This window comes from Citrobacter gillenii, assembly GCF_013337685.1.
Classification (GTDB): domain Bacteria; phylum Pseudomonadota; class Gammaproteobacteria; order Enterobacterales; family Enterobacteriaceae; genus Citrobacter; species Citrobacter gillenii.
In genome coordinates, this window is record NZ_SUQN01000002.1 from 686,676 (window position 1) to 709,859 (window position 23,184).

General features: G+C 53.4%; 18 protein-coding genes. 17 read left to right on the forward strand and 1 reads right to left on the reverse strand.

What is annotated here, in order from left to right:
* Nucleotides 1-159 precede the first annotated feature (159 nt).
* From cmk to FCH32_RS07020, 10 genes are all read left to right on the forward strand, one after another.
* On the forward strand, nt 160-843 hold the full coding sequence (gene cmk, locus FCH32_RS06975) for a (d)CMP kinase (RefSeq protein ID WP_045441261.1): 684 nt from the start codon (nt 160-162) through the stop codon (nt 841-843).
* 113 nt (nt 844-956) lie between these two features.
* A complete protein-coding gene (gene rpsA / locus FCH32_RS06980; protein WP_096757679.1) occupies nt 957-2,630 on the forward strand; it encodes a 30S ribosomal protein S1 in 1,674 nt (557 codons plus the stop codon).
* 159 nt (nt 2,631-2,789) lie between these two features.
* Entirely contained in the window at nt 2,790-3,074 is a 285-nt protein-coding gene (gene ihfB / locus FCH32_RS06985; RefSeq protein ID WP_003035780.1) for an integration host factor subunit beta, read from the forward strand.
* 206 nt (nt 3,075-3,280) lie between these two features.
* A complete protein-coding gene (locus tag FCH32_RS06990) occupies nt 3,281-5,545 on the forward strand; it encodes a ComEC family protein (RefSeq protein WP_174360683.1) in 2,265 nt (754 codons plus the stop codon).
* A 36-nt stretch (nt 5,546-5,581) separates the two neighbouring features.
* Nucleotides 5,582-7,330: a lipid A ABC transporter ATP-binding protein/permease MsbA gene (gene msbA, locus FCH32_RS06995; protein ID WP_115258941.1), complete on the forward strand. Its 1,749-nt coding sequence runs from the start codon at nt 5,582-5,584 to the stop codon at nt 7,328-7,330.
* Nucleotides 7,327-8,304, forward strand: coding sequence for a tetraacyldisaccharide 4'-kinase (gene lpxK / locus FCH32_RS07000; protein WP_174360684.1), 978 nt, complete (start codon nt 7,327-7,329; stop codon nt 8,302-8,304). Before msbA ends, lpxK begins: the two co-directional genes overlap by 4 nt.
* A 41-nt stretch (nt 8,305-8,345) precedes the next feature.
* A complete protein-coding gene (locus FCH32_RS07005) occupies nt 8,346-9,578 on the forward strand; it encodes a winged helix-turn-helix domain-containing protein (RefSeq protein WP_174360685.1) in 1,233 nt (410 codons plus the stop codon).
* Between the two features lie 51 nt (nt 9,579-9,629).
* Complete coding sequence (ycaR, locus tag FCH32_RS07010) at nt 9,630-9,812, forward strand: protein YcaR (protein WP_096757674.1); 183 nt, start codon at nt 9,630-9,632, stop codon at nt 9,810-9,812.
* Nucleotides 9,809-10,555 (forward strand): 3-deoxy-manno-octulosonate cytidylyltransferase, encoded by a 747-nt coding sequence (gene kdsB, locus FCH32_RS07015; protein WP_117341716.1) that lies wholly within the window; start codon nt 9,809-9,811, stop codon nt 10,553-10,555. The genes ycaR and kdsB overlap by 4 nt, the downstream gene beginning before the upstream one ends.
* A gap of 177 nt (nt 10,556-10,732) precedes the next feature.
* A complete protein-coding gene (locus FCH32_RS07020) occupies nt 10,733-11,626 on the forward strand; it encodes a YcbJ family phosphotransferase (RefSeq protein ID WP_096757672.1) in 894 nt (297 codons plus the stop codon).
* On the opposite strand, the gene elyC is transcribed toward FCH32_RS07020, so the two are convergent.
* Nucleotides 11,603-12,382 (reverse strand): envelope biogenesis factor ElyC, encoded by a 780-nt coding sequence (elyC, locus tag FCH32_RS07025; protein WP_115258937.1) that lies wholly within the window; start codon nt 12,380-12,382, stop codon nt 11,603-11,605. The genes FCH32_RS07020 and elyC overlap by 24 nt on opposite strands.
* Nucleotides 12,383-12,517: 135 nt before the next feature.
* On the opposite strand from elyC, the gene cmoM reads away from it, so the two are divergent.
* From cmoM to FCH32_RS07060, 7 genes are all read left to right on the forward strand, one after another.
* Nucleotides 12,518-13,297 (forward strand): tRNA uridine 5-oxyacetic acid(34) methyltransferase CmoM, encoded by a 780-nt coding sequence (cmoM, locus tag FCH32_RS07030; RefSeq protein WP_135912322.1) that lies wholly within the window; start codon nt 12,518-12,520, stop codon nt 13,295-13,297.
* 3 nt (nt 13,298-13,300) lie between these two features.
* On the forward strand, nt 13,301-14,623 hold the full coding sequence (mukF, locus tag FCH32_RS07035; protein WP_096757668.1) for a chromosome partition protein MukF: 1,323 nt from the start codon (nt 13,301-13,303) through the stop codon (nt 14,621-14,623).
* Entirely contained in the window at nt 14,604-15,308 is a 705-nt protein-coding gene (gene mukE / locus FCH32_RS07040; RefSeq protein WP_096757667.1) for a chromosome partition protein MukE, read from the forward strand. Before mukF ends, mukE begins: the two co-directional genes overlap by 20 nt.
* A complete protein-coding gene (mukB, locus tag FCH32_RS07045) occupies nt 15,308-19,768 on the forward strand; it encodes a chromosome partition protein MukB (protein WP_135912321.1) in 4,461 nt (1,486 codons plus the stop codon). Before mukE ends, mukB begins: the two co-directional genes overlap by 1 nt.
* Before the next feature lie 259 nt (nt 19,769-20,027).
* Nucleotides 20,028-21,779, forward strand: a complete 1,752-nt coding sequence (gene ldtD / locus FCH32_RS07050) for a L,D-transpeptidase (protein WP_115258935.1) — start codon at nt 20,028-20,030, stop codon at nt 21,777-21,779.
* 177 nt (nt 21,780-21,956) lie between these two features.
* On the forward strand, nt 21,957-22,505 hold the full coding sequence (mepK, locus tag FCH32_RS07055; protein WP_096757664.1) for a peptidoglycan L,D-endopeptidase MepK: 549 nt from the start codon (nt 21,957-21,959) through the stop codon (nt 22,503-22,505).
* Between the two features lie 27 nt (nt 22,506-22,532).
* Nucleotides 22,533-23,180 (forward strand): MBL fold metallo-hydrolase, encoded by a 648-nt coding sequence (locus tag FCH32_RS07060; RefSeq protein ID WP_096757663.1) that lies wholly within the window; start codon nt 22,533-22,535, stop codon nt 23,178-23,180.
* The last annotated feature ends 4 nt before the right edge of the window (nt 23,181-23,184 follow it).

Genomic DNA, 23,184 nt, shown 5'->3' on the forward strand with positions numbered 1-23,184 from the left:
ACTACCACGTGCGGCACATTCTGACATCCTCTATTGCCCATTTATTCTACACTCAGCTTCAATGATTCTGTATTTTTCACACAAAGATAACGATCGTTGACGTTGGCGCGTATAATGCGCGGCGTTTACGTTAACGTATGCCTGTTTAAGGAGAAAAAGATGACGGCAATTGCCCCGGTTATTACCATTGATGGCCCAAGCGGTGCAGGTAAAGGCACCTTGTGCAAAGCAATGGCGGAAGCATTGCAGTGGCATCTGTTAGATTCTGGCGCGATTTATCGTGTACTGGCGCTTGCGGCGTTACATCACCATGTTGATGTCGCCTCTGAAGATGCGCTGGTCCCGCTGGCGTCACATCTGGATGTGCGTTTTATCTCAACAGACGGCAATCTGGAAGTTATCCTGGAAGGTGAAGATGTTAGCGGTGAAATCCGCACTCAGGAAGTGGCAAACGCCGCCTCTCAGGTTGCTGCGTTTCCCCGTGTGCGCGAAGCGCTGTTGCGTCGTCAACGCGCCTTCCGTGAAGCGCCGGGATTAATCGCTGACGGACGCGACATGGGGACCGTGGTATTCCCTGACGCGCCGGTGAAAATTTTTCTGGACGCTTCCTCGCAAGAACGTGCGCATCGACGTATGCTACAGTTGCAGGAGAAGGGCTTTAGTGTTAACTTTGAACGCCTTTTGGCCGAGATCGAAGAACGCGACGACCGCGATCGAAACCGTGCGGTAGCGCCGTTAGTTCCTGCTGCTGATGCCTTAGTTTTGGATTCAACCCGATTAAGCATTGAGCAAGTGATTGAAAAAGCGTTACAATACGCGCGCCAAAAACTGGCACTCGCTTAAGTGCGACCGAATTTGCAGTACCCCCGTAGCAATGGAGTGTTAGCGGGTATGTTAAACAACCCCATCCGGCATGGAGCCAGGTGGACGTTAAATATGAAACCTGAAGATTAAACATGACAGAATCTTTTGCTCAACTATTTGAAGAATCCTTAAAAACAATTGAAACCCGTCCGGGTTCCATCGTTCGTGGTGTTGTTGTTGCTATCGACAAAGATATCGTACTGGTTGACGCCGGTCTGAAATCTGAGTCTGCCATTCCGGCAGAGCAGTTCAAAAACGCCCAGGGCGAGCTGGAAATCCAGGTTGGTGACGAAGTTGACGTTGCTCTGGATGCAGTAGAAGACGGCTTCGGTGAAACTCTGCTGTCCCGTGAAAAAGCTAAACGTCACGAAGCTTGGATCACGCTGGAAAAAGCTTACGAAGAAGCTGCGACCGTTACTGGTGTTATCAATGGCAAAGTCAAGGGTGGCTTCACTGTTGAGCTGAATGGTATTCGCGCGTTCCTGCCGGGTTCCCTGGTAGACGTTCGTCCGGTCCGCGACACGCTGCACCTGGAAGGCAAAGAGCTTGAATTCAAAGTAATCAAGCTGGATCAGAAACGTAACAACGTCGTTGTTTCCCGTCGTGCCGTTATCGAATCCGAAAACAGCGCAGAACGCGATCAGCTGCTGGAAAACCTGCAGGAAGGCATGGAAGTTAAAGGTATCGTTAAGAACCTCACTGACTACGGTGCATTCGTTGATCTGGGTGGCGTTGACGGCCTGCTGCACATCACCGACATGGCATGGAAACGCGTTAAGCATCCAAGCGAAATCGTAAACGTTGGCGACGAAATCACTGTTAAAGTGCTGAAGTTCGACCGCGAGCGTACTCGTGTATCTCTGGGCCTGAAACAGCTGGGCGAAGATCCATGGGTAGCTATCGCTAAGCGTTATCCGGAAGGTACCAAACTGACTGGTCGCGTGACCAACCTGACCGACTACGGCTGCTTCGTTGAAATCGAAGAAGGCGTTGAAGGCCTGGTTCACGTTTCCGAAATGGATTGGACCAACAAAAACATCCACCCGTCCAAAGTTGTTAACGTTGGCGACGTAGTGGAAGTTATGGTTCTGGATATCGACGAAGAACGTCGTCGTATCTCCCTGGGTCTGAAGCAGTGCAAAAACAACCCATGGCAGCAGTTCGCGGAAACCCACAACAAGGGTGACCGTGTTGAAGGTAAAATCAAGTCTATCACTGACTTCGGTATCTTCATCGGCCTGGACGGCGGCATCGACGGCCTGGTTCACCTGTCTGACATCTCCTGGAACGTTGCAGGCGAAGAAGCAGTTCGTGAATACAAAAAAGGCGACGAAATCGCAGCAGTTGTTCTGCAGGTTGACGCAGAACGTGAGCGTATCTCTCTGGGCGTTAAACAGCTCGCAGAAGATCCGTTCAACAACTGGGTTGCACTGAACAAGAAAGGCGCAATCGTAAACGGTAAAGTGACTGCAGTTGACGCTAAAGGCGCAACCGTAGAACTGGCTGACGGTGTTGAAGGTTACCTGCGCGCTTCTGAAGCTTCACGTGACCGCGTTGAAGATGCAACTCTGGTTCTGAGCGTAGGCGACGACGTTGAAGCTAAATTCACCGGCGTTGATCGTAAGAACCGTGCAATCAGCCTGTCTGTTCGTGCTAAAGACGAAGCTGATGAGAAAGATGCAATCGCAACTGTTAACAAACAGGAAGATGCAAACTTCTCTAACAACGCAATGGCTGAAGCTTTCAAAGCAGCTAAAGGCGAGTAATATCGAGTGCTTCAAATCCTTTGTGCTATTAACAGCACAAAGGGTAACGAGTAGCTTGACAGATTACAGGATTCGTCCTGTAATCAATGACAAAGGGCGGCTACGGCCGCCCTTAATCAATGCAGCAGCTAATTTTGCCTTTAAGGAACCGGAGGAATCATGACCAAGTCAGAATTGATCGAAAGACTTGCAACCCAGCAGCCTCACATTCCCGCGAAAGCGGTTGAAGACGCGGTAAAAGAGATGCTGGAACATATGGCCTCGACTCTGGCGCAGGGCGAGCGTATTGAAATCCGCGGTTTCGGTAGTTTTTCTCTGCATTACCGCGCACCACGTACCGGACGTAATCCGAAGACTGGCGATAAAGTGGATCTGGAAGGAAAATATGTTCCGCACTTTAAACCGGGTAAAGAGCTGCGCGATCGCGCCAATATTTACGGCTAAGTTTTTCACAAAACTTAACGTCGAGAAAAGCACCTGTAGGGGTGCTTTTTTCATTTCTGCTTGCCCATATTGGAACCCGCCTCTCAGTTAAATTGCACATTACATCCTTCGCGTAATAACAGCAGAACACACGCCGGAAAACGAAAAATTGCTGCCAGACAACCGCTGCGTTGTCCTGCACACTTCCTGTAACAGGGAGGTGTTTTGTGAAAATAACAACGGTCAGTTCGTGTGCATTGTGCGGTATTCTCCCGCTTACGGTATTACCCTCACTGCCCGAAATGCTGTACGTCAGCGGCCTGTTTTGCCTGGCGTGTGTGCTCTGTCTTATTCCGCACAAGTATCTGCATTATGCCGGGTTAACGCTGTTGTTCTTTCTCTGGGGAATACTGGCGGCGAAAGACGCTACTTGGGCGGGCAATACGCTCCCCGCTAACACTCAGCAGGCCATAGTACAAATAACCGGCACTGACCATATGACCACGCACTATGGACAAATTACCCACCTGCAGGGGAGACGAATATTTCCGGCGCAGGGGATCGTACTGTATGGACAATACTTACCAGGTGAGGTTTGTGCGGGTCAGAAATGGGCGATGACGCTTAAGGTTCGCGCGGTACACGGCCAATTAAATGAAGGGGGATTTGATAGCCAGCGCTATGCGTTAGCACAGCATCAACCGCTGACGGGACGCTTCCTGCAGGCAAGTGTCATTTCGCCACAGTGTAGCCTGCGTGCCCGTTATCTCTCTTCGTTGAATACAACGTTATCCGCTTATCCCTGGCAGCAGGTGATACTGGGCCTGGGAATGGGGGAGCGACTCTCTGTTTCGCAAGAGGTGAAAACCATTATGCGCGACACCGGAACGGCGCATTTGATGGCTATTTCCGGGCTACATATTGCCTTTGCCGCGCTTTTAGCCGCCGGGCTAATTCGCGGTGGGCAATTTTTTATGCCAACCCGCTGGATCGCCTGGCAGGTTCCGCTGGTGGGCGGAATCGCCTGTGCGACGTTTTATGCATGGTTAACAGGGCTACAGCCTCCCGCATTACGCACCGTGGTTGCACTGATTGTCTGGGGTGCGCTTAAACTGAGCGGGCGGCAGTGGAGTGGGTGGGCTGTCTGGACATGCTGTCTGGCTGCAATTGTGATGGTTGATCCCGTTGCTGTTCTCTCACAAAGCCTGTGGTTGTCCGCGTTTGCCGTTGCGGCACTGATATTCTGGTATCAATGGTTTCCACTGCCCGAATGGTCACTCTCCCGTGTGGGACGCGTAGTTCTCGAGCTGGCGCATCTCCAGTTAGGTATCACGCTCCTGCTTCTGCCAGTGCAAATCGCCCTGTTTCACGGTATCAGCCTGACCTCATTTCTGGCCAATTTGTTTGCCGTACCGTTGGTCACGTTTGTTTCTGTCCCGCTGATACTCGCGGGTATGATTGTGCACTTAACCGGGCCGCTGGTTGTCGAGACCGGGTGCTGGTATCTGGCCGATCGTTCGCTGGCACTCTTATTCTGGGCGCTCAATAGTCTGCCAGAAGGTTGGATCAACATTGACCAACGCTGGCAATGGCTTTCGTTATCGCCTTGGGCGATGCTCGTTGCATGGCGACTGAATGCATGGCGTACCTTACCGGTGGTCTGCATTTCGGCAGTGCTTTTGTTGAGCTTGCCATTCTGGCGACCTGCGCGAACGCAAGTGTGGCAGGTGTATATGCTGGATGTTGGGCAAGGACTGGCAATGGTCATCGCCCGTAATGGTAAAGCAATCCTCTACGATACCGGGCTGGCATGGCCTGGGGGTGATAGCGCACAGCAGTTGATCATCCCCTGGTTACGCTGGCACAACCTGACACCTGAAGGGATCGTGTTGAGCCATGAACATCTGGACCATCGGGGGGGAATGGACTCGTTACTGAAAACCTGGCCAGCAATGTGGGTGAGAAGCCCGCTAGGATGGAAAGGCCATTTACCCTGTTTTCGCGGCGAGAGCTGGCAATGGCAGGGATTAACGTTCAGCGCTCACTGGCCGCTCCGTGGGACTAACGATCGGGGGAATAACCATTCCTGTGTGGTGAGAGTTGACGACGGCAAGCGCAGTTTTCTGCTGACCGGTGATATTGAATCTCCTGCAGAACAAAATATGCTAAGTCATTACTGGCAGCATCTGCAGTCCACTTTTATTCAGGTACCGCATCATGGCAGCAATACTTCATCGTCATTAGCGTTTGTTCAGCGGGTTGGTGGGCAGGTGGCGTTAGCCTCAGCTTCACGCTATAACGCCTGGCGTCTGCCTTCCTGGAAAGTGAAGCAACGCTATCAGCAGCAGAGTTACCAATGGCTGGACACGCCTCATCAGGGGCAGGTTACGCTGGACTTTTTCCCGAGAAATTGGCGGATACGCAGTTTGCGGGATCAGATTTTACCTCGTTGGTATCATCAGTGGTTTGGCGTGCCGGAGGATAACAGGTAGAATATACGGCTATTCTAACAAATGCTGGTTTTTTGAATGCATAACGATAAAGATCTCTCTACGTGGCAGACGTTTCGCCGACTATGGCCGACCATAGCGCCTTTTAAATCGGGTCTGATCGTGGCGGGTATAGCGTTAGTCCTGAACGCGGCCAGCGATACCTTCATGCTATCGCTCCTTAAACCATTACTGGATGATGGTTTTGGTAAAGCCGATCGCTCGGTGCTGATGTGGATGCCACTGGTGGTCATTGGACTGATGGTAGTACGTGGCTTAACCAGCTACGTCTCCAGCTACTGTATTTCCTGGGTGTCAGGCAAAGTGGTAATGACCATACGCCGCCGCCTGTTTGGTCATATGATGGGCATGCCCGTCGCTTTTTTTGATAAACAATCAACCGGTACGTTACTGTCTCGTATTACCTATGATTCAGAGCAAGTTGCGTCATCGTCTTCTGGCGCACTGATCACCGTAGTGCGTGAAGGGGCCTCGATTATTGGCCTGTTTATCATGATGTTTTATTACAGCTGGCAGCTGTCATTAATTCTGATCGTGCTGGCACCCATTGTGTCGATTGCGATCCGCGTGGTTTCCAAGCGTTTCCGTAGCATCAGTAAGAATATGCAAAACACTATGGGGCAAGTGACGACCAGTGCGGAGCAGATGCTGAAAGGCCACAAAGAAGTCTTGATTTTTGGTGGTCAGGAAGTCGAAACCAAACGTTTTGATAAAGTCAGTAACAAGATGCGTTTACAGGGCATGAAGATGGTTTCCGCGTCTTCTATCTCCGATCCAATCATTCAGTTGATTGCGTCGCTGGCGCTGGCTTTCGTATTGTATGCAGCCAGTTTCCCCAGCGTCATGGAAAACCTGACGGCAGGGACCATCACGGTGGTCTTCTCCTCAATGATCGCCCTGATGCGTCCGCTGAAGTCTCTGACTAACGTCAACGCCCAGTTCCAACGTGGTATGGCGGCGTGCCAGACCTTGTTCACTATTCTGGATAGCGAACAGGAAAAAGACGAAGGTAAACGCGTTATCGAACGTGCGACCGGCGATTTAGAGTTCCGTAACGTCACCTTTACCTATCCGGGTCGTGAAGTGCCTGCACTGCGTAACATCAACCTGCATATTCCGGCAGGAAAAACCGTTGCGCTGGTTGGGCGTTCAGGTTCAGGTAAATCCACCATCGCCAGTCTGATTACGCGCTTCTATGACATTGATGAAGGGCAAATTCTGATGGATGGACACGATCTGCGTGAATATACCCTGGCGTCCTTGCGCGATCAGGTTGCGCTGGTCTCGCAGAACGTGCACCTGTTTAACGACACGGTTGCCAATAACATCGCTTACGCACGTACGGATATCTACAGCCGCGAACAGATTGAAGAAGCGGCGCGTATGGCCTACGCCATGGACTTCATCAACAAGATGGATGATGGTCTGGATACGGTCATCGGCGAGAACGGCGTGCTGCTTTCCGGCGGTCAGCGCCAGCGTATTGCTATCGCCCGTGCCTTGCTACGCGACAGCCCGATCCTGATCCTGGATGAAGCGACGTCGGCGCTGGATACCGAATCCGAACGCGCTATCCAGGCGGCTCTTGATGAACTGCAGAAGAACCGCACCTCGCTGGTCATTGCGCACCGTCTTTCGACCATCGAACAGGCGGATGAGATTGTCGTTGTGGAAGACGGGCTGATTGTTGAACGCGGCACCCATAGCGAACTGCTTGAACAGCGCGGTGTGTATGCGCAATTACACAAAATGCAATTTGGTCAATGATCGCGCGTATCTGGTCCGGTGAATCGCCGCTGTGGCGGTTGTTACTTCCGCTCTCCTGGCTATATGGTCTGGTGAGCGGGGCGATCCGCTTATGCTATACGCTTGGGCTTAAACGTGCATGGCGCGCACCGGTGCCGGTTGTGGTAGTTGGAAACCTTACAGCTGGCGGCAATGGTAAAACGCCAGTCGTTATTTGGTTGGTTGAACACCTGCAGCAACGCGGCATTCGTGTGGGCGTAGTTTCTCGCGGCTATGGCGGAAAAGCGCAGGCGTACCCGCTGTTGCTGACGGCGGACACCACGACGGCAGAAGCGGGCGATGAACCGGTACTGATCTTCCAGCGTACCGGCGTGCCGGTTGCTGTTTCTCCGGTAAGAGCCGATGCGGTAAAAGCCATTCTTGCTCATCATGACGTGCAGATTATCGTCACGGACGATGGTCTGCAGCATTATGCCCTGGCGCGCGATGTTGAAATCGTGGTGATTGACGGTGAACGTCGGTTTGGCAACGGCTGGTGGCTTCCCGCGGGGCCTATGCGGGAGCGAGCGGGTCGGCTTAAATCGGTGGATGCGGCTATCGTCAACGGTGGTATTCCGCAGGCGGGAGAAATTCCGATGCGCCTTGAGCCGGGGCTGGCCGTTAATTTACGCACCGGCGAGCGCTGCGACGTTGCGCTGTTACCCAATATTGTTGCTATGGCTGGGATTGGCCATCCCCCGCGTTTCTTTGCCACCCTGGCGGCATGCGGGGCTAACCCACAGAAATGTGTCCCATTGGCAGACCATCAGTCTCTGACCTACAGTGACGTCAGTGCATTATTAGTTGCTGGACAAACGCTGGTGATGACGGAAAAAGACGCGGTGAAATGTCGCGCCTTTGCCGAGGATAACTGGTGGTACCTCCCTGTTGGTGCGCGTCTGTCGGGTGACCAGCCTGACGTATTACTTGATAGATTAACCTCGCTGGCTCGTTAACGGTTTCACGCTGCGGCAGCGACTGATTGATGAGGTTATCCATGTCGTTGCCGCACCTTTCTCTGACGGATGCTCGTCATCTTCACCTGGCAGCACAGGGCCTGCTGAAAAAAACACGTCGTCGGGCGACCCCGGCAGATATTCTCGCGATCATTACGCGCATGTCTTTACTGCAAATAGACACCATTAATATTGTCGCGCGTAGCCCTTATCTGGTGCTGTTCAGTCGCCTGGGCGACTATTCCCCGCAGTGGCTGGATGACTCGCTACTACGTGGCGAGTTGATGGAATATTGGGCGCATGAGGCGTGCTTCTTACCGCGTAGCGACTTTATGCTGATTCGCCATCGTATGCTTGCCCCAGAGAATATGGGCTGGAAGTACAAAGCCGCCTGGATGCAAGAGCATGTCCATGAGATTGAACAATTGCTTCATCACATTCAGCAAAATGGACCGGTGCGTTCAGCCGATTTTGAGCATCCGCGCAAGGGAACCAGCGGGTGGTGGGAATGGAAGCCGCAGAAACGTCATCTTGAAGGACTGTTCACCGCCGGTAGGGTGATGGTGGTGGAGCGGCGTAATTTCCAGCGGGTCTATGATGTAACGCATCGGGTTATGCCGCACTGGGATGATGAACGAGACTTGCTTTCGCAGACGCAAGCGGAAACGGCCATGCTGGACAACAGTGCGCGCAGCCTCGGTATTTTCCGCGAACCGTGGCTGGCGGACTACTATCGATTGAAGCGTCCAGAACTCAAAAACTGGCGTGATGTGCGCGCAGAGCAACGGAAAATCATCCCTGTCGATGTCGAAAGGTTGGGACCTATGTGGCTCCATAGCGATCTTCTACCATTGCTTGAACAGGCAAAGGCGGGCAGATTAACCGCCACCCACAGTGCTGTGTTATCTCCCTTTGACCCGGTGGTCTGGGATCGTAAACGCGCGGAGCAGTTGTTTGATTTTAACTATCGGCTGGAGTGCTATACGCCAGCGCCGAAACGGCAGTACGGCTATTTTGTTTTGCCTTTGCTGCATCGTGGGCAACTGGTGGGCCGTATGGATGCTAAAATGCACCGTAAAACGGGCGTGCTGGAGATTATCTCACTATGGTTGCAGGATGGCGTCAAACCGGGAATTACCCTGCAAAGGGGCGTGTTCCAGGCCATCGATGATTTTGCGCGCTGGCAACAGGCGACACGCGTTACGCTGGGACGCTATCCTGACAGTTTATTTGTCGACTGCCGTGATGGCTGGGAAATAGCCCCAGCCCGCTAAACGAATATGTTAATATTTACGGATTCACAATCCGGTCCATCTGGAGGAACTATGGATCATCGTCTGCTTGAAATTATTGCCTGCCCGGTATGCAATGGAAAACTCTGGTACAACCAGGAAAAACAGGAACTTATTTGTAAGCCGGATAACCTGGCGTTCCCACTGCGAGACGGTATTCCCGTGTTGCTGGAAACGGAAGCTCGCGCCCTGACGGCGGATGAGAGTAAATCATGAGTTTTGTGGTCATTATTCCCGCGCGCTATGCGTCTACGCGTCTGCCCGGTAAGCCACTGCTGGATATCAACGGCAAACCGATGATCGTGCATGTTCTGGAGCGTGCGCGCGAGTCCGGTGCCGATCGCATTATTGTTGCTACCGATCATGAAGATGTTGCTCGCGCAGTCGAAGCGGTGGGTGGGGAAGTGTGCATGACGCGCGCCGATCACCAGTCCGGAACGGAGCGCCTGGCGGAAGTCGTCGAGAAATGTGGTTTTAGCGACGATACCGTTATTGTGAACGTGCAGGGTGATGAGCCGATGATCCCGGCGGTCATTATTCGGCAGGTAGCAGAGAACCTGGCGCAGCGGCAGGTCGGTATGGCAACGCTTGCCGCGCCGATCCACACCACGGAAGAAGCCTTTAATCCTAATGCGGTAAAAGTGGTACTGGATTCGGAAGGTTATGCGCTCTATTTCTCACGGGCAACTATTCCCTGGGATCGCGATCGTTTTGCCAAAAGTCTTGAAACCGTCGGTGATACTTTCCTGCGTCACCTGGGGATTTATGGCTATCGCGCCGGTTTTATCCGTCGCTATGTTAATTGGCAGCCGAGCCCGCTTGAGCATATTGAAATGCTGGAGCAGCTCCGCGTGCTGTGGTACGGCGAAAAAATTCACGTTGCTGTGGCAAAAGAAGTACCCGGCACAGGTGTTGATACCGCCGAAGATCTCGAGCGCGTTCGCGCCGAAATGCGTTAGTTTTTCTAATCACACTCCCCTCACTACAGATTGATATCTGACGAGTATTAGTGGGAGGAGTGTCGTATCTTGATTCTTTTCTTCCACTTTTCTGTTCATCAATTGATCTCATCCGGGTGACATCCGTCTGCACGACGCTCATTATGAAAGCAGTCGCATTTATGAGGGCCATCTGAAATGGAACAGTTGCGTGCCGAACTCAGTCATTTACTGGGTGAAAAACTCAGTCGTATAGAATGCGTGAATGAAAAAGCGGATACAGCGCTGTGGGCATTGTATGACAGCCAGGGAAACCCGATGCCGCTGATGGCGAGAAGTTTCACTACGCCGGGTATGGCACAGCAGCTGGCATGGAAAACGTCCATGCTGGCGCGCAGTGGTACGGTACGTATGCCGGTCATTTATGGTGTCCTGACGCACGAGGAACATCCTGGCCCGGACGTGCTGCTACTTGAGCGCTTGCGCGGCGTGCCGGTGGAAGCACCTGCCAGAACGCCCGAGCGTTGGGAACATTTAAAAGATCAGATTGTAGAAGGTATGCTGTCATGGCATCGCCAGGACAGTCGCGGATGTGTTGGTGAGGTGGATAATACCCAGGAAAATTTCTGGCCATCCTGGTATCGTCAACGTGTGGAGGTGTTGTGGAGCACCCTCAACCAGTTCAGCAATACCGGGTTAACGATGCAGGACAAACGGATTTTGTTTCGTACCCGAGAGTGCCTGCCCAGCCTGTTCGAAGGTTTTAACGATAACTGCGTTCTGATCCACGGCAATTTCAGTTTGCGCAGTATGCTCAAAGATGCTCGTAGCGATCAGCTCCTGGCAATGGTCGGGCCGGGATTAATGCTCTGGGCGCCAAGAGAGTTTGAGCTGTTCCGGCTGATGGATAATGCGCTGGCGGAAAGCCTGTTGTGGCAATATCTGCAACGCGCGCCCGTGGCGGAGTCGTTCATCTGGCGACGCTGGCTGTATGTGTTGTGGGATGAAGTCGCCCAGTTGGTCAATACCGGGCGTTTCAGTCGGTCTAACTTTGATCTGGCAACCAAATCACTGTTGCCCTGGCTCGCCTGATGAGCCCTTCAACCACTGCCAGATCCTTCCCAGCGTTTCGTAGCCGACGCGATCGCTGTGCATCAGCCAGACGGGGGACGGAATGGCGCGCTCCCACGGGTTCAGCGGAGAGTCTATCGCCAGTTGATTAGCGGGTGCTGGTAGCGGATGCAGTCCGGCCTGCTGGAAGAAGATCATCGCGCGCGGTAAATGTGATGCGGAGGTCACCAGCAGGAATGGCGCGTCACCGATTGTTTTTTTCACTGCGGCGGCTTCTTCTTCGGTATCTTTAGGTTCATCCAGGGTAATTATCTCACTGCGGGGAACCCCCAGTGATTGCGCCACTCGGGCACCAACTTCAGCAGTGCTGACGGGATTGGTCTTAGCTGCAGCACCAGTAAAGATAAGTTTCGATCCCGGATTGGCTCGCCACAGGCGCAGACCTTCATTGAGGCGCGGAAGGCTATTATTGATAAGATTTGAACTCGGCGCCCATTGCGGGTTCCAAGTATAACCTCCGCCCAGTACCACAACAAACTCGACTTTCTGCGTATCCTGCCAGGTGGGATAGGTATCCTCAATCGGTTTTAGCAGACTATCGGCGACGGGCTGCAAGCTGAGCAGCAAAAGTGCCAGCCAGCTAAGGCTAATACACACTTTCCCTGTTTTCTGAAAGCGACTAAACCACACTAGCGCCAGCCCTATCCCCATCACCAGCAGCATCAACGGAAGCGGCAGCATCATACCGCCAATCACTTTCTTCAGCGTAAAAAGCATCCTTTTTGGTTCCTTTTTTAACCATACAGCAGAAGATCAGCAGGGATATTACACCAGAAAGGTTCATTCTCGGCGTGGGTGTGACAAAATAGCGGTTTTACTTAGTCACCCTTAAGCCAGCATGTGGAGTGCGCGATGCGGGATCGCAATTTTGATGATATTGCCGAGAAGTTTTCCCGTAACATTTACGGTACCACCAAAGGTCAGCTTCGTCAGACGATCCTCTGGCAGGATCTGGACACGCTGCTTGCCGACTACGCGGGCCAAACGTTGCGTGTGCTTGATGCGGGTGGCGGAGAAGGGCAGACAGCCATTCTGATGGCGCAGCGGGGCCATCACGTCACCTTGTGCGATCTTTCTGCTGAAATGGTGGCGCGAGCGCAACGAGCGGCAGAAGAGCAAGGTGTGAGCGACAACATGCATTTTATACATTGTGCCGCTCAGGACATTCCGCAGCATTTGGATTCTCAGGTTGATCTGATATTGTTTCATGCTGTGCTGGAATGGGTGGCTGACCCGCAAGAGGTCTTAAAAACACTGTGGTCGATGTTACGCCCGGGCGGTGCTTTATCGCTGATGTTCTACAATGCAAACGGTCTGTTGATGCGTAATGTGTTGGTCGGTAATTTTGGCTATGTACAGCAGGGAATGTATAAAAAGAAACGGCGCACGTTGTCTCCCGATTTCCCGCGCGACCCTCAGCAAGTCTATGGCTGGCTGGAGGAGATCGGCTGGGAGATAACCGGTAAAACGGGCGTGAGGGTGTTTCATGATTATCTGCGTGATAAACAAAAACAGCATGACTGTTTTGACGCTTTAACAGAAATAGAAACGCGCTATTGTCGCCAGGAGCCGTTTATCAGCCTTGGGCGTTATATTCATGTCACCGCGCGCAAACCGCAGATGCAAGGATAACCTATGAGTGAATTTTCCCAGACAGTCCCCGAACTGGTTGCCTGGGCCAGAAAAAATGACTTTTCCATCTCTCTGCCGGTAGACAGACTTTCTTTTCTGCTGGCTGTGGCTACGTTGAACGGTGAGCGGCTTGACGGTGAGATGAGTGAAGGCGAACTGGTGGATGCATTCCGCCATGTCAGTGATGCGTTTGAGCAAACCAGCGAAACCATCGGCGTGCGCGCCAACAACGCGATCAACGATATGGTGCGTCAACGTCTGCTGAACCGCTTTACCAGCGAGCAGGCGGAAGGAAACGCCATTTATCGTCTGACGCCATTGGGGATTGGCATCACCGATTATTACATCCGCCAGCGTGAGTTCTCGACGCTGCGCCTTTCCATGCAGCTCTCAATTGTGGCTGGGGAACTGAAGCGCGCGGCAGATGCGGCCGAAGAAGGCGGCGATGAGTTCCACTGGCACCGCAATGTGTACGCACCGCTGAAATATTCGGTGGCGGAAATCTTCGACAGCATCGACCTGACGCAGCGCATTATGGATGAGCAGCAGCAGCAGGTGAAAGACGACATTGCCCAATTGCTGAATAAAGACTGGCGGGCGGCGATTTCCAGCTGCGAAATGCTGCTGTCTGAAACCTCCGGCACGCTGCGTGAACTGCAGGACACGCTGGAAGCAGCGGGGGATAAGCTACAGGCTAACCTGCTGCGTATTCAGGACTCCACCATGACCCATGACGATCTGCATTTCGTTGACCGTCTGGTGTTCGACTTACAGAGCAAGCTTGACCGTATTATAAGCTGGGGTCAGCAATCCATCGATCTGTGGATCGGCTACGATCGCCACGTGCATAAATTCATCCGTACCGCGATTGATATGGATAAAAACCGCGTCTTTGCTCAGCGTTTGCGCCAGTCTGTCCAGACTTACTTTGACGATCCGTGGGCGTTGACCTATGCCAATGCCGATCGTCTGCTGGACATGCGTGACGAAGAGATGGTGTTGCGTGATGAAGAGGTCACTGGGGAACTGCCGCCGGACCTTGAGTATGAAGAATTTAACGAGATCCGTGAACAGCTGGCAGCGATCATCGAAGAACAGTTGGCTATCTATAAATCCAGACAAACGCCACTGGATCTCGGTTTGGTAGTGCGCGAGTATCTGGCGCAATATCCGCGCGCGCGTCACTTCGACGTTGCGCGTATTGTTATCGATCAGGCGGTACGCCTTGGCGTAGCGCAAGCAGATTTCACCGGACTGCCAGCCAAATGGCAGCCGATTAATGATTACGGAGCCAAGGTACAGGCGCATGTCATTGACAAATATTGAAAAAGTGATGCCGGTTAAGCTGGCGCAGGCGCTGGCGAATCCGTTATTTCCGGCGCTGGACAGCGCATTACGTTCGGGTCGACATATCGGGCTGGATGAGCTGGACAATCATGCCTTCCTGATGGACTTTCAGGAATATTTTGAAGAATTTTACAGCCGCTATAACGTGGAGCTCATTCGCGCCCCGGAGGGTTTTTTCTACCTTCGTCCGCGCTCGACCACGCTTATTCCGCGCTCAGTATTGTCTGAACTGGACATGATGGTTGGTAAAATTCTTTGCTATCTCTATCTCAGCCCGGAACGTCTGGCCAATGAAGGGATTTTTACCCAGCAAGAACTGTACGACGAACTGCTGACGTTGGCGGACGAAGCTAAATTGCTCAGGCTGGTGAATAACCGCTCCACCGGCTCGGACGTTGACCGTCAGAAGCTGCAGGAAAAAGTACGTTCTTCATTAAACCGCCTGCGCCGCTTAGGCATGGTGTGGTTTATGGGCCATGACAGTAGCAAATTCCGCATTACGGAATCGGTGTTCCGCTTTGGCGCGGATGTGCGCAGCGGTGACGATCCGCGCGAAGCGCAGCGTCGTTTAATTCGTGATGGTGAGGCGATGTCGGTCGAGAATAATCTGCAACTCAACGATGAGCCAGAAGAGAATCAGCCGGACAGTGGAGAGGAAGAATAATGATTGAACGCGGTAAATTTCGCTCACTAACGCTGATCAACTGGAATGGTTTTTTTGCCCGCACGTTTGACCTGGATGAACTGGTTACCACGTTGTCCGGCGGAAACGGTGCCGGTAAATCCACCACTATGGCGGCATTTGTTACGGCACTGATTCCGGACTTAACCTTACTGCATTTCCGTAATACCACCGAAGCCGGTGCGACTAGCGGATCGCGTGATAAAGGCCTGCACGGTAAGCTCAAAGCGGGTGTCTGTTACTCGATGCTCGACGTCCTGAATTCGCGTCATCAACGCGTAGTGGTTGGCGTGCGCTTGCAACAGGTCGCCGGGCGCGATCGTAAAGTGGATATCAAACCGTTCGCCATTCAGGGGCTGCCGATGTCGGTACAGCCAACCGAACTGGTCACAGAAACGTTGAACGAGCGTCAAGCGCGCGTCCTGTCTCTTGCAGAGCTGAAAGATAAGCTTGAGGAGATGGAAGGCGTCCAGTTTAAGCAATTCAACTCGATAACGGATTATCACTCGCTGATGTTCGATTTGGGCATCATCGCTCGTCGTCTGCGCTCCGCTTCCGATCGAAGCAAATTCTATCGTCTGATTGAAGCCTCGCTTTATGGCGGGATTTCCAGCGCCATCACCCGTTCGCTTCGTGACTACCTGCTGCCGGAAAACGGCGGGGTGCGTAAAGCGTTCCAGGATATGGAAGCCGCGCTGCGTGAAAACCGCATGACGCTGGAAGCCATACGCGTGACCCAGTCTGACCGCGACCTGTTTAAGCACCTGATCAGCGAAGCGACCAACTACGTGGCGGCGGACTATATGCGCCATGCCAACGAACGTCGTATTCACCTGGATAAAGCGCTGGAATATCGTCGTGAGCTGCACACGTCACGTAAACAACTGGCGGCAGAGCAGTATAAGCACGTGGATATGGCGCGTGAGCTGGGCGAGCATAATGGCGCCGAAGGCGACCTTGAAGCCGATTATCAGGCGGCCAGCGATCACCTGAATCTGGTGCAAACCGCGCTGCGTCAGCAGGAAAAAATTGAACGTTATGAAGCGGATCTCGAAGAGTTACAGATCCGTCTCGAAGAACAAAATGAAGTGGTGGCGGAAGCCGCCGATCGCCAGGAAGACAACGAAGCGCGGGCGGAAGCCGCCGAGCTGGAAGTGGATGAGCTGAAAAACCAGCTTGCCGATTATCAGCAGGCGCTGGACGTCCAGCAAACGCGTGCGATTCAGTATACTCAGGCGATTCAGGCACTGAGCCGGGCCAAAGAGATCTGTCATTTACCGGATCTGACGCCAGACTCCGCAGCGGAGTGGCTGGAAACCTTCCAGGCGAAAGAGCAGGAAGCCACGGAAAAACTACTGACGCTCGAACAAAAAATGAGCGTGGCGCAAACCGCGCACAGCCAGTTCGAACAAGCCTATCAGCTGGTGGCGGCGATAAACGGCCCGCTGGCGCGCGGCGAAGCCTGGAGCGTGGCGCGTGAGCTGCTGCGTGAAGGCGTTGAGCAACGGCATCTGGCGGAGCAGGTTCAGCCGCTGCGCATGCGGCTGAGCGAGCTGGAACAGCGTCTGCGCGAACAGCAGGAGGCCGAGCGTTTGCTGGCTGAATTCTGTAAGCGTCAGGGTAAACACTTCGACATCGACGAGCTGGAAGCCCTGCACCAGGAGCTGGAAGCCCGCATCGCGTCCTTGTCTGATAGCGTGTCGTCTGCCAGCGAACAGCGTATGACCCTGCGTCAGGAGCAGGAACAACTGCAATCCCGTATTCAGCATTTAATGCAACGAGCCCCTGTCTGGCTGGCGGCGCAAAATAGCCTCAACCAGCTCAGCGAGCAGTGCGGTGAAGAGTTTACCTCCAGCCAGGAGGTCACCGAATATCTGCAACAACTGCTGGAGCGCGAACGCGAAGCCATTGTTGAGCGTGATGAAGTCGGCGCACGTAAAAACGCGGTAGATGAAGAGATAGAACGCTTAAGTCAGCCGGGGGGCGCAGAAGATCAGCGCCTCAACGCACTGGCCGAACGTTTTGGTGGCGTGCTGCTGTCAGAAATCTACGATGACGTCAGCCTTGAAGATGCCCCGTACTTCTCCGCGCTGTATGGCCCGTCGCGCCATGCCATCGTGGTCCCGGACCTGTCGCTTGTCACCGAACAGCTGTCTGGACTGACGGATTGCCCGGAAGATCTCTATTTCATCGAAGGGGACCCGCAGTCGTTTGATGACAGCGTCTTCAGCGTGGATGAACTGGAAGGCGCGGTGGTGGTGAAAACCGCCGAGCGTCAGTGGCGTTATTCTCGCTTCCCGACGGTACCGATTTTTGGTCGCGCCGCGCGGGAAAGTCGCATAGAAACCCTGCATGCCGAACGTGAAGGGCTGTCCGAACGCTTCGCCACGCTCTCTTTTGACGTCCAGAAAACGCAACGTCTGCACCAGGCGTTTAGCCGCTTCATCGGCAGCCATCTATCGGTGGCGTTTGAATCCGATCCCGAGGCGGAAATTCGCCAACTGAACAGCCGCCGTGTTGAGCTGGAGCGTGCGCTGACCAATCATGAAAATGATAACCAGCAGCAACGCATGCAGTTTGAACAGGCGAAAGAGGGCGTCTCAGCCCTTAACCGCCTGTTGCCGCGTTTGAATCTACTGGCCGATGACACCTTAGCTGACCGCGTAGACGAAATCCGCGAACGTCTGGATGAAGCCCAGGAGGCCGCGCGTTTTGTTCAGCAGCATGGTAATCAGCTTGCCAAACTGGAGCCGATGGTTTCGGTTCTGCAAAATGACCCCGAGCAGTTTGAACAGTTAAAAGAAGACTACGCATACTCGCAGCAAATGCAGCGTGACGCGCGTCAGCAGGCGTTTGCGCTGACTGAAGTCGTCCAGCGCCGCGCGCACTTTAGCTATTCCGACTCGGCAGATATGCTCAGCGGTAACAGCGATCTGAACGAGAAGCTGCGTGAACGTCTGGAGCACGCAGAAGCTGAACGTACCCGTGCTCGTGAAGCCTTGCGCAGTCATGCTGCACAGCTAAGTCAGTACAGCCAGGTAATGGCGTCGCTGAAAAGCTCGTATGACACCAAAAAAGAGCTGCTCAACGATTTACAGCGCGAGCTGCAGGATATTGGCGTTCGCGCCGACAGCGGAGCGGAAGAACGAGCGCGTATCCGTCGTGATGAGCTGCACGCGCAGCTCAGCAACAACCGTGCGCGCCGTAACCAGCTGGAAAAAGCACTGACCTTCTGCGAAGCGGAAATGGATAACCTGACCCGCAGGCTGCGTAAGCTGGAACGTGATTATTTTGAAATGCGTGAGCAGGTGGTCATGGCGAAAGCCGGATGGTGCGCCGTGATGCGCATGGTGAAAGACAATGGCGTTGAACGTCGTCTGCACCGTCGCGAGCTGGCTTATCTTTCCGGGGATGAATTACGTTCAATGTCGGATAAGGCGTTGGGTGCGCTACGTCTGGCGGTGGCGGATAACGAACATCTGCGTGACGTACTGCGCATGTCCGAAGATCCGAAGCGTCCGGAACGCAAAATCCAGTTCTTCGTGGCGGTCTACCAGCATCTGCGCGAACGTATTCGTCAGGATATTATCCGCACCGACGATCCGGTGGAAGCCATCGAGCAAATGGAAATTGAGCTTAGCCGCCTGACGGAAGAGTTAACCTCGCGTGAACAGAAGCTGGCGATCAGCTCCCGCAGCGTGGCGAACATCATCCGTAAGACTATCCAGCGCGAGCAAAACCGTATTCGTATGCTGAACCAGGGTCTGCAAAACGTCTCCTTTGGTCAGGTTAACAGCGTTCGTCTGAACGTTAACGTGCGTGAAACCCACGCCACGTTGCTGGATGTCCTGTCCGAGCAGCACGAGCAGCACCAGGATCTGTTTAACAGTAACCGCCTGACCTTCTCGGAAGCGCTGGCGAAGCTGTATCAGCGTCTGAATCCGCAGATTGACATGGGGCAGCGCACGCCGCAAACCATTGGTGAAGAGCTACTGGACTACCGCAACTATCTGGAAATGGAAGTTGAAGTTAACCGTGGTTCAGACGGCTGGCTGCGTGCTGAGTCCGGTGCGCTGTCAACGGGTGAAGCGATCGGTACCGGGATGTCGATTCTGGTGATGGTGGTACAAAGCTGGGAGGATGAAGGACGTAGACTGCGTGGGAAAGATATTTCCCCGTGTCGTCTGCTGTTCCTTGATGAGGCCGCACGACTGGATGCACGCTCTATCGCGACCCTGTTTGAACTGTGCGAGCGTTTGCAGATGCAGCTTATTATCGCCGCGCCGGAGAACATCAGCCCGGAGAAAGGCACCACCTATAAACTGGTGCGTAAGGTCTTCCAGAATACTGAGCACGTTCATGTAGTGGGTCTGCGCGGGTTTGCACCGCAGCTTCCTGAACCGCTGCCCGGAACGGAAGATGCCTCATCGCAGGCAAGTTAAGTCAGGAAGGCGGCTAAAGGGCCGCCTTCTTCTTTTCTGAAAAGTACTCAATGCCAGGTGTAATTTCTTTATATTTCTTTACATTAGGTTAGGCAAAAACGATTTGATGTTTATATACTGAAGATAAGCCCGACGCGTCACCGGGCTTGCTCGTCATACTTCAGAGCGTATTGGCGTTTTACAGGCCCGCCCCGAGATAATCGGGAGAATACAGACGGCCTGGCTATTTAAGTATGATAAAGAAAACAGGGGGCAAGGGATGTTGCTTAATAAAATGTGTGGTCGTCGGCTGTCGGCAATCAGTTTGTGCCTGGCCGTAACATTCGCTCCGCTGTTCAATGCGCAGGCCGATGAGCCTGAAATGATCCCTGGCGACAGCTCAGCGACCGTCAGCGAGCAGCCAACCGCGTTATCGCAGCCGCAGGGACAATCTTTAGCCACAGCCGTGATGGCGGGTATTCAGGCGCTGCCGGATGGCGCGTCTGTGGATAATGCCCGCGCAGAATTACGTTCTCAACTTCCAGTAGGTTATACGCCGGTTTACATGAGCCAACTGGAGTTGCTGTACGCCGCCCGCGATATGAAACCGATGTGGGAAAATCGCGATGCGGTCAAAGCCTTTCAGCAACAGCTCGCCGAGGTGGCGATTGCCGGTTTTCAGCCGCAGTTCACTAATTGGGTGGCTTTATTGACCGACCCAGGCGTAACGGGCCTGGCGCGGGATGCCGTTCTTTCTGACGCGATGATGGGCTACCTTCACTTTATTGCCAATATCCCGGTCAAAGGTAATCGCTGGCTCTACAGCGACAAGCCTTACGCGCTGACTACGCCGCCCATTTCAGTGATTAATCAATGGCAGGTGGCATTGGATAACGGCCAGTTAACCCCCTTTATAGCCAGTCTGACGCCGCAGCACCCGCAGTACGCGGCGATGCATGAATCGCTGCTGAAGCTGGTGGGCGATTCACGTCCGTGGCCACAGTTAACCAGCACAGCCACGCTGCGCCCAGGTGAATGGAGTAATGATATTCCGGCCCTGCGCGAAATTTTGCAGCGCACCGGCATGCTGGATGCGACAGTCAGTACATCTGCCCGAGAAGGGCGTAGTGCTTACGACAGTGAACTGGTTGCGGCGGTAAAGCGTTTTCAGACATGGCAGGGATTGGGGGCCGATGGTGCAATTGGTCCGGCAACGCGTGACTGGCTGAACGTGACGCCCGCGCAGCGCGCGGGTGTGCTGGCACTGAATATCCAGCGTTTACGCCTGCTGCCGGGTGAGATGTCTACCGGGATTATGGTTAATATTCCGGCTTACTCGCTGGTCTATTATCAAAACGGTAATCAGGTGCTGGATTCACGGGTTATTGTGGGACGTCCTGACCGTAAAACGCCGATGATGAGCAGCGCGCTGAATAACGTCGTCGTAAACCCACCGTGGAACGTTCCGCCGACGCTGGCGCGCAAAGACATTTTGCCTAAGGTATGGAACGATCCGGGCTATCTCGAACGTCACGGGTATACCGTGATGCGTGGCTGGAACAGTAAAGAAACTATCGATCCGTGGCAGGTGGACTGGGCGACGATTACGCCGTCAAATCTGCCGTTCCGCTTCCAGCAAGCGCCGGGTGCGCGCAACTCGTTGGGACGTTATAAATTCAATATGCCGAGTTCAGACGCTATTTATCTGCACGATACGCCGAATCATAATTTGTTCCAGAAAGATACGCGGGCGCTTAGCTCTGGTTGTGTGCGCGTGAATAAGGCCTCGGAACTGGCGAATATGCTGCTACAGGATGCGGGCTGGAATGATTCGCGGATCTCGGATGCCTTGAAACAAGGGGATACGCGCTACGTGAATATTCGCCAAAATATTCCGGTTAATCTTTACTATCTGACCGCATTTGTTGGACCCGATGGGCGTACGCAATATCGTACAGATATTTACAATTACGATCTTACTGCGCGATCCAGTGCACAAATTGTGTCAAAAGTGGAACAATTAATCAGATAAATGAAGCAGTTCGAGGAAAATGATTGTCGTAAGTTATGTTGGAAACGGGGTGAAATGGCTACAGGCCCCGTATTTCCTGGGGTTGGGAGCCTTGACGCAGACTAGTTAGCCCGGTAAGGTTTCCCGCGTGCGCTAGAGCATACATACGATAACATTGACCTTGTAGACCTTAATACCATGGACAAATTTGACGCTAATCGCCGCAAACTGCTGGCGCTTGGTGGCGTTGCCCTCGGCGCCGCCATCCTGCCCACGCCTGCGTTTGCTACACTCTCCACCCCACGTCCGCGTATATTGACTCTGAATAACCTGCATACCGGTGAGTCAATTAAAGCTGAGTTTTTTGATGGCAGGGGCTATATTCAGGACGAATTAGCAAAACTTAACCACTTTTTCCGTGATTTTCGCGCGAATAAAGTCAAGTCCATCGATCCGGGATTGTTCGATCAACTCTTCCGTCTGCAAGGCCTCCTCGGCACGCGTAAACCCGTACAGCTGATCTCCGGCTATCGTTCTGTCGATACCAACAACGAATTACGCGCGCGCAGCCGCGGTGTGGCAAAGAAAAGTTACCACACCAAAGGGCAGGCCATGGATTTCCACATTGAAGGCGTTGCATTAAGTAATATTCGCAAAGCTGCGTTATCTATGCGCGCAGGTGGTGTAGGATACTACCCACGCAGTAACTTTGTGCATATTGACACCGGGCCTGCACGGCACTGGTGAGCCGTCGCTTAATGAAACAGGAGCTGTATGAACTATCGTATTATTCCGGTCACTGCATTCGCTCAGAACTGCTCGCTGATCTGGTGTGAACAAACGCGTCTTGCCGCGTTGGTCGATCCCGGCGGCGATGCCGAGAAAATCAAACAGGAAGTGGATGCCAGCGGTCTGACGCTTATGCAGATCCTGCTCACACATGGTCATCTTGACCACGTGGGCGCGGCGTCTGAACTGGCGCAACATTATGGTGTACCGGTTATCGGTCCGGAAAAAGAAGATGAGTTCTGGCTACAGGGACTGCCTTCGCAGAGCCGCATGTTTGGCTTGGGTGATTGCGAGCCGTTAACGCCCGATCGCTGGCTAAACGAAGGCGATCGCATCAGCGTTGGCAACGTGACGTTACAGGTGTTGCATTGTCCGGGCCACACGCCGGGGCACGTGGTCTTCTTTGATGAACAGTCAAAGCTGCTGATTTCAGGCGATGTGATTTTCAAAGGTGGAGTCGGACGCAGCGACTTCCCGCGCGGGGATCACAGCCAGCTGATCGACTCGATTAAACGCAAGTTATTACCCTTGGGCGATGATGTGACGTTTATTCCTGGTCACGGTCCGCTTTCAACGCTGGGGAATGAACGCCAGCACAATCCGTTCCTGCAGGATGAAATGCCGGTCTGGTAAATCC

What these genes read in the sequence shown, in the direction of transcription:
- lpxK (WP_174360684.1), top strand. Translation starts at nt 7,327, where the DNA reads ATGATCGCGCGTATCTGGTCCGGTGAATCGCCGCTGTGGCGGTTGTTA.
- elyC (WP_115258937.1), bottom strand. Translation starts at nt 12,382, where the DNA reads ATGCTTTTTACGCTGAAGAAAGTGATTGGCGGTATGATGCTGCCGCTT.
- mukF (WP_096757668.1), top strand. Translation starts at nt 13,301, where the DNA reads ATGAGTGAATTTTCCCAGACAGTCCCCGAACTGGTTGCCTGGGCCAGA.
- msbA (WP_115258941.1), top strand. Translation starts at nt 5,582, where the DNA reads ATGCATAACGATAAAGATCTCTCTACGTGGCAGACGTTTCGCCGACTA.
- ihfB (WP_003035780.1), top strand. Translation starts at nt 2,790, where the DNA reads ATGACCAAGTCAGAATTGATCGAAAGACTTGCAACCCAGCAGCCTCAC.
- mukB (WP_135912321.1), top strand. Translation starts at nt 15,308, where the DNA reads ATGATTGAACGCGGTAAATTTCGCTCACTAACGCTGATCAACTGGAAT.
- ldtD (WP_115258935.1), top strand. Translation starts at nt 20,028, where the DNA reads ATGTTGCTTAATAAAATGTGTGGTCGTCGGCTGTCGGCAATCAGTTTG.
- FCH32_RS07005 (WP_174360685.1), top strand. Translation starts at nt 8,346, where the DNA reads ATGTCGTTGCCGCACCTTTCTCTGACGGATGCTCGTCATCTTCACCTG.
- FCH32_RS07060 (WP_096757663.1), top strand. Translation starts at nt 22,533, where the DNA reads ATGAACTATCGTATTATTCCGGTCACTGCATTCGCTCAGAACTGCTCG.
- ycaR (WP_096757674.1), top strand. Translation starts at nt 9,630, where the DNA reads ATGGATCATCGTCTGCTTGAAATTATTGCCTGCCCGGTATGCAATGGA.
- mepK (WP_096757664.1), top strand. Translation starts at nt 21,957, where the DNA reads ATGGACAAATTTGACGCTAATCGCCGCAAACTGCTGGCGCTTGGTGGC.
- kdsB (WP_117341716.1), top strand. Translation starts at nt 9,809, where the DNA reads ATGAGTTTTGTGGTCATTATTCCCGCGCGCTATGCGTCTACGCGTCTG.
- cmoM (WP_135912322.1), top strand. Translation starts at nt 12,518, where the DNA reads ATGCGGGATCGCAATTTTGATGATATTGCCGAGAAGTTTTCCCGTAAC.
- rpsA (WP_096757679.1), top strand. Translation starts at nt 957, where the DNA reads ATGACAGAATCTTTTGCTCAACTATTTGAAGAATCCTTAAAAACAATT.
- cmk (WP_045441261.1), top strand. Translation starts at nt 160, where the DNA reads ATGACGGCAATTGCCCCGGTTATTACCATTGATGGCCCAAGCGGTGCA.
- FCH32_RS07020 (WP_096757672.1), top strand. Translation starts at nt 10,733, where the DNA reads ATGGAACAGTTGCGTGCCGAACTCAGTCATTTACTGGGTGAAAAACTC.
- mukE (WP_096757667.1), top strand. Translation starts at nt 14,604, where the DNA reads ATGTCATTGACAAATATTGAAAAAGTGATGCCGGTTAAGCTGGCGCAG.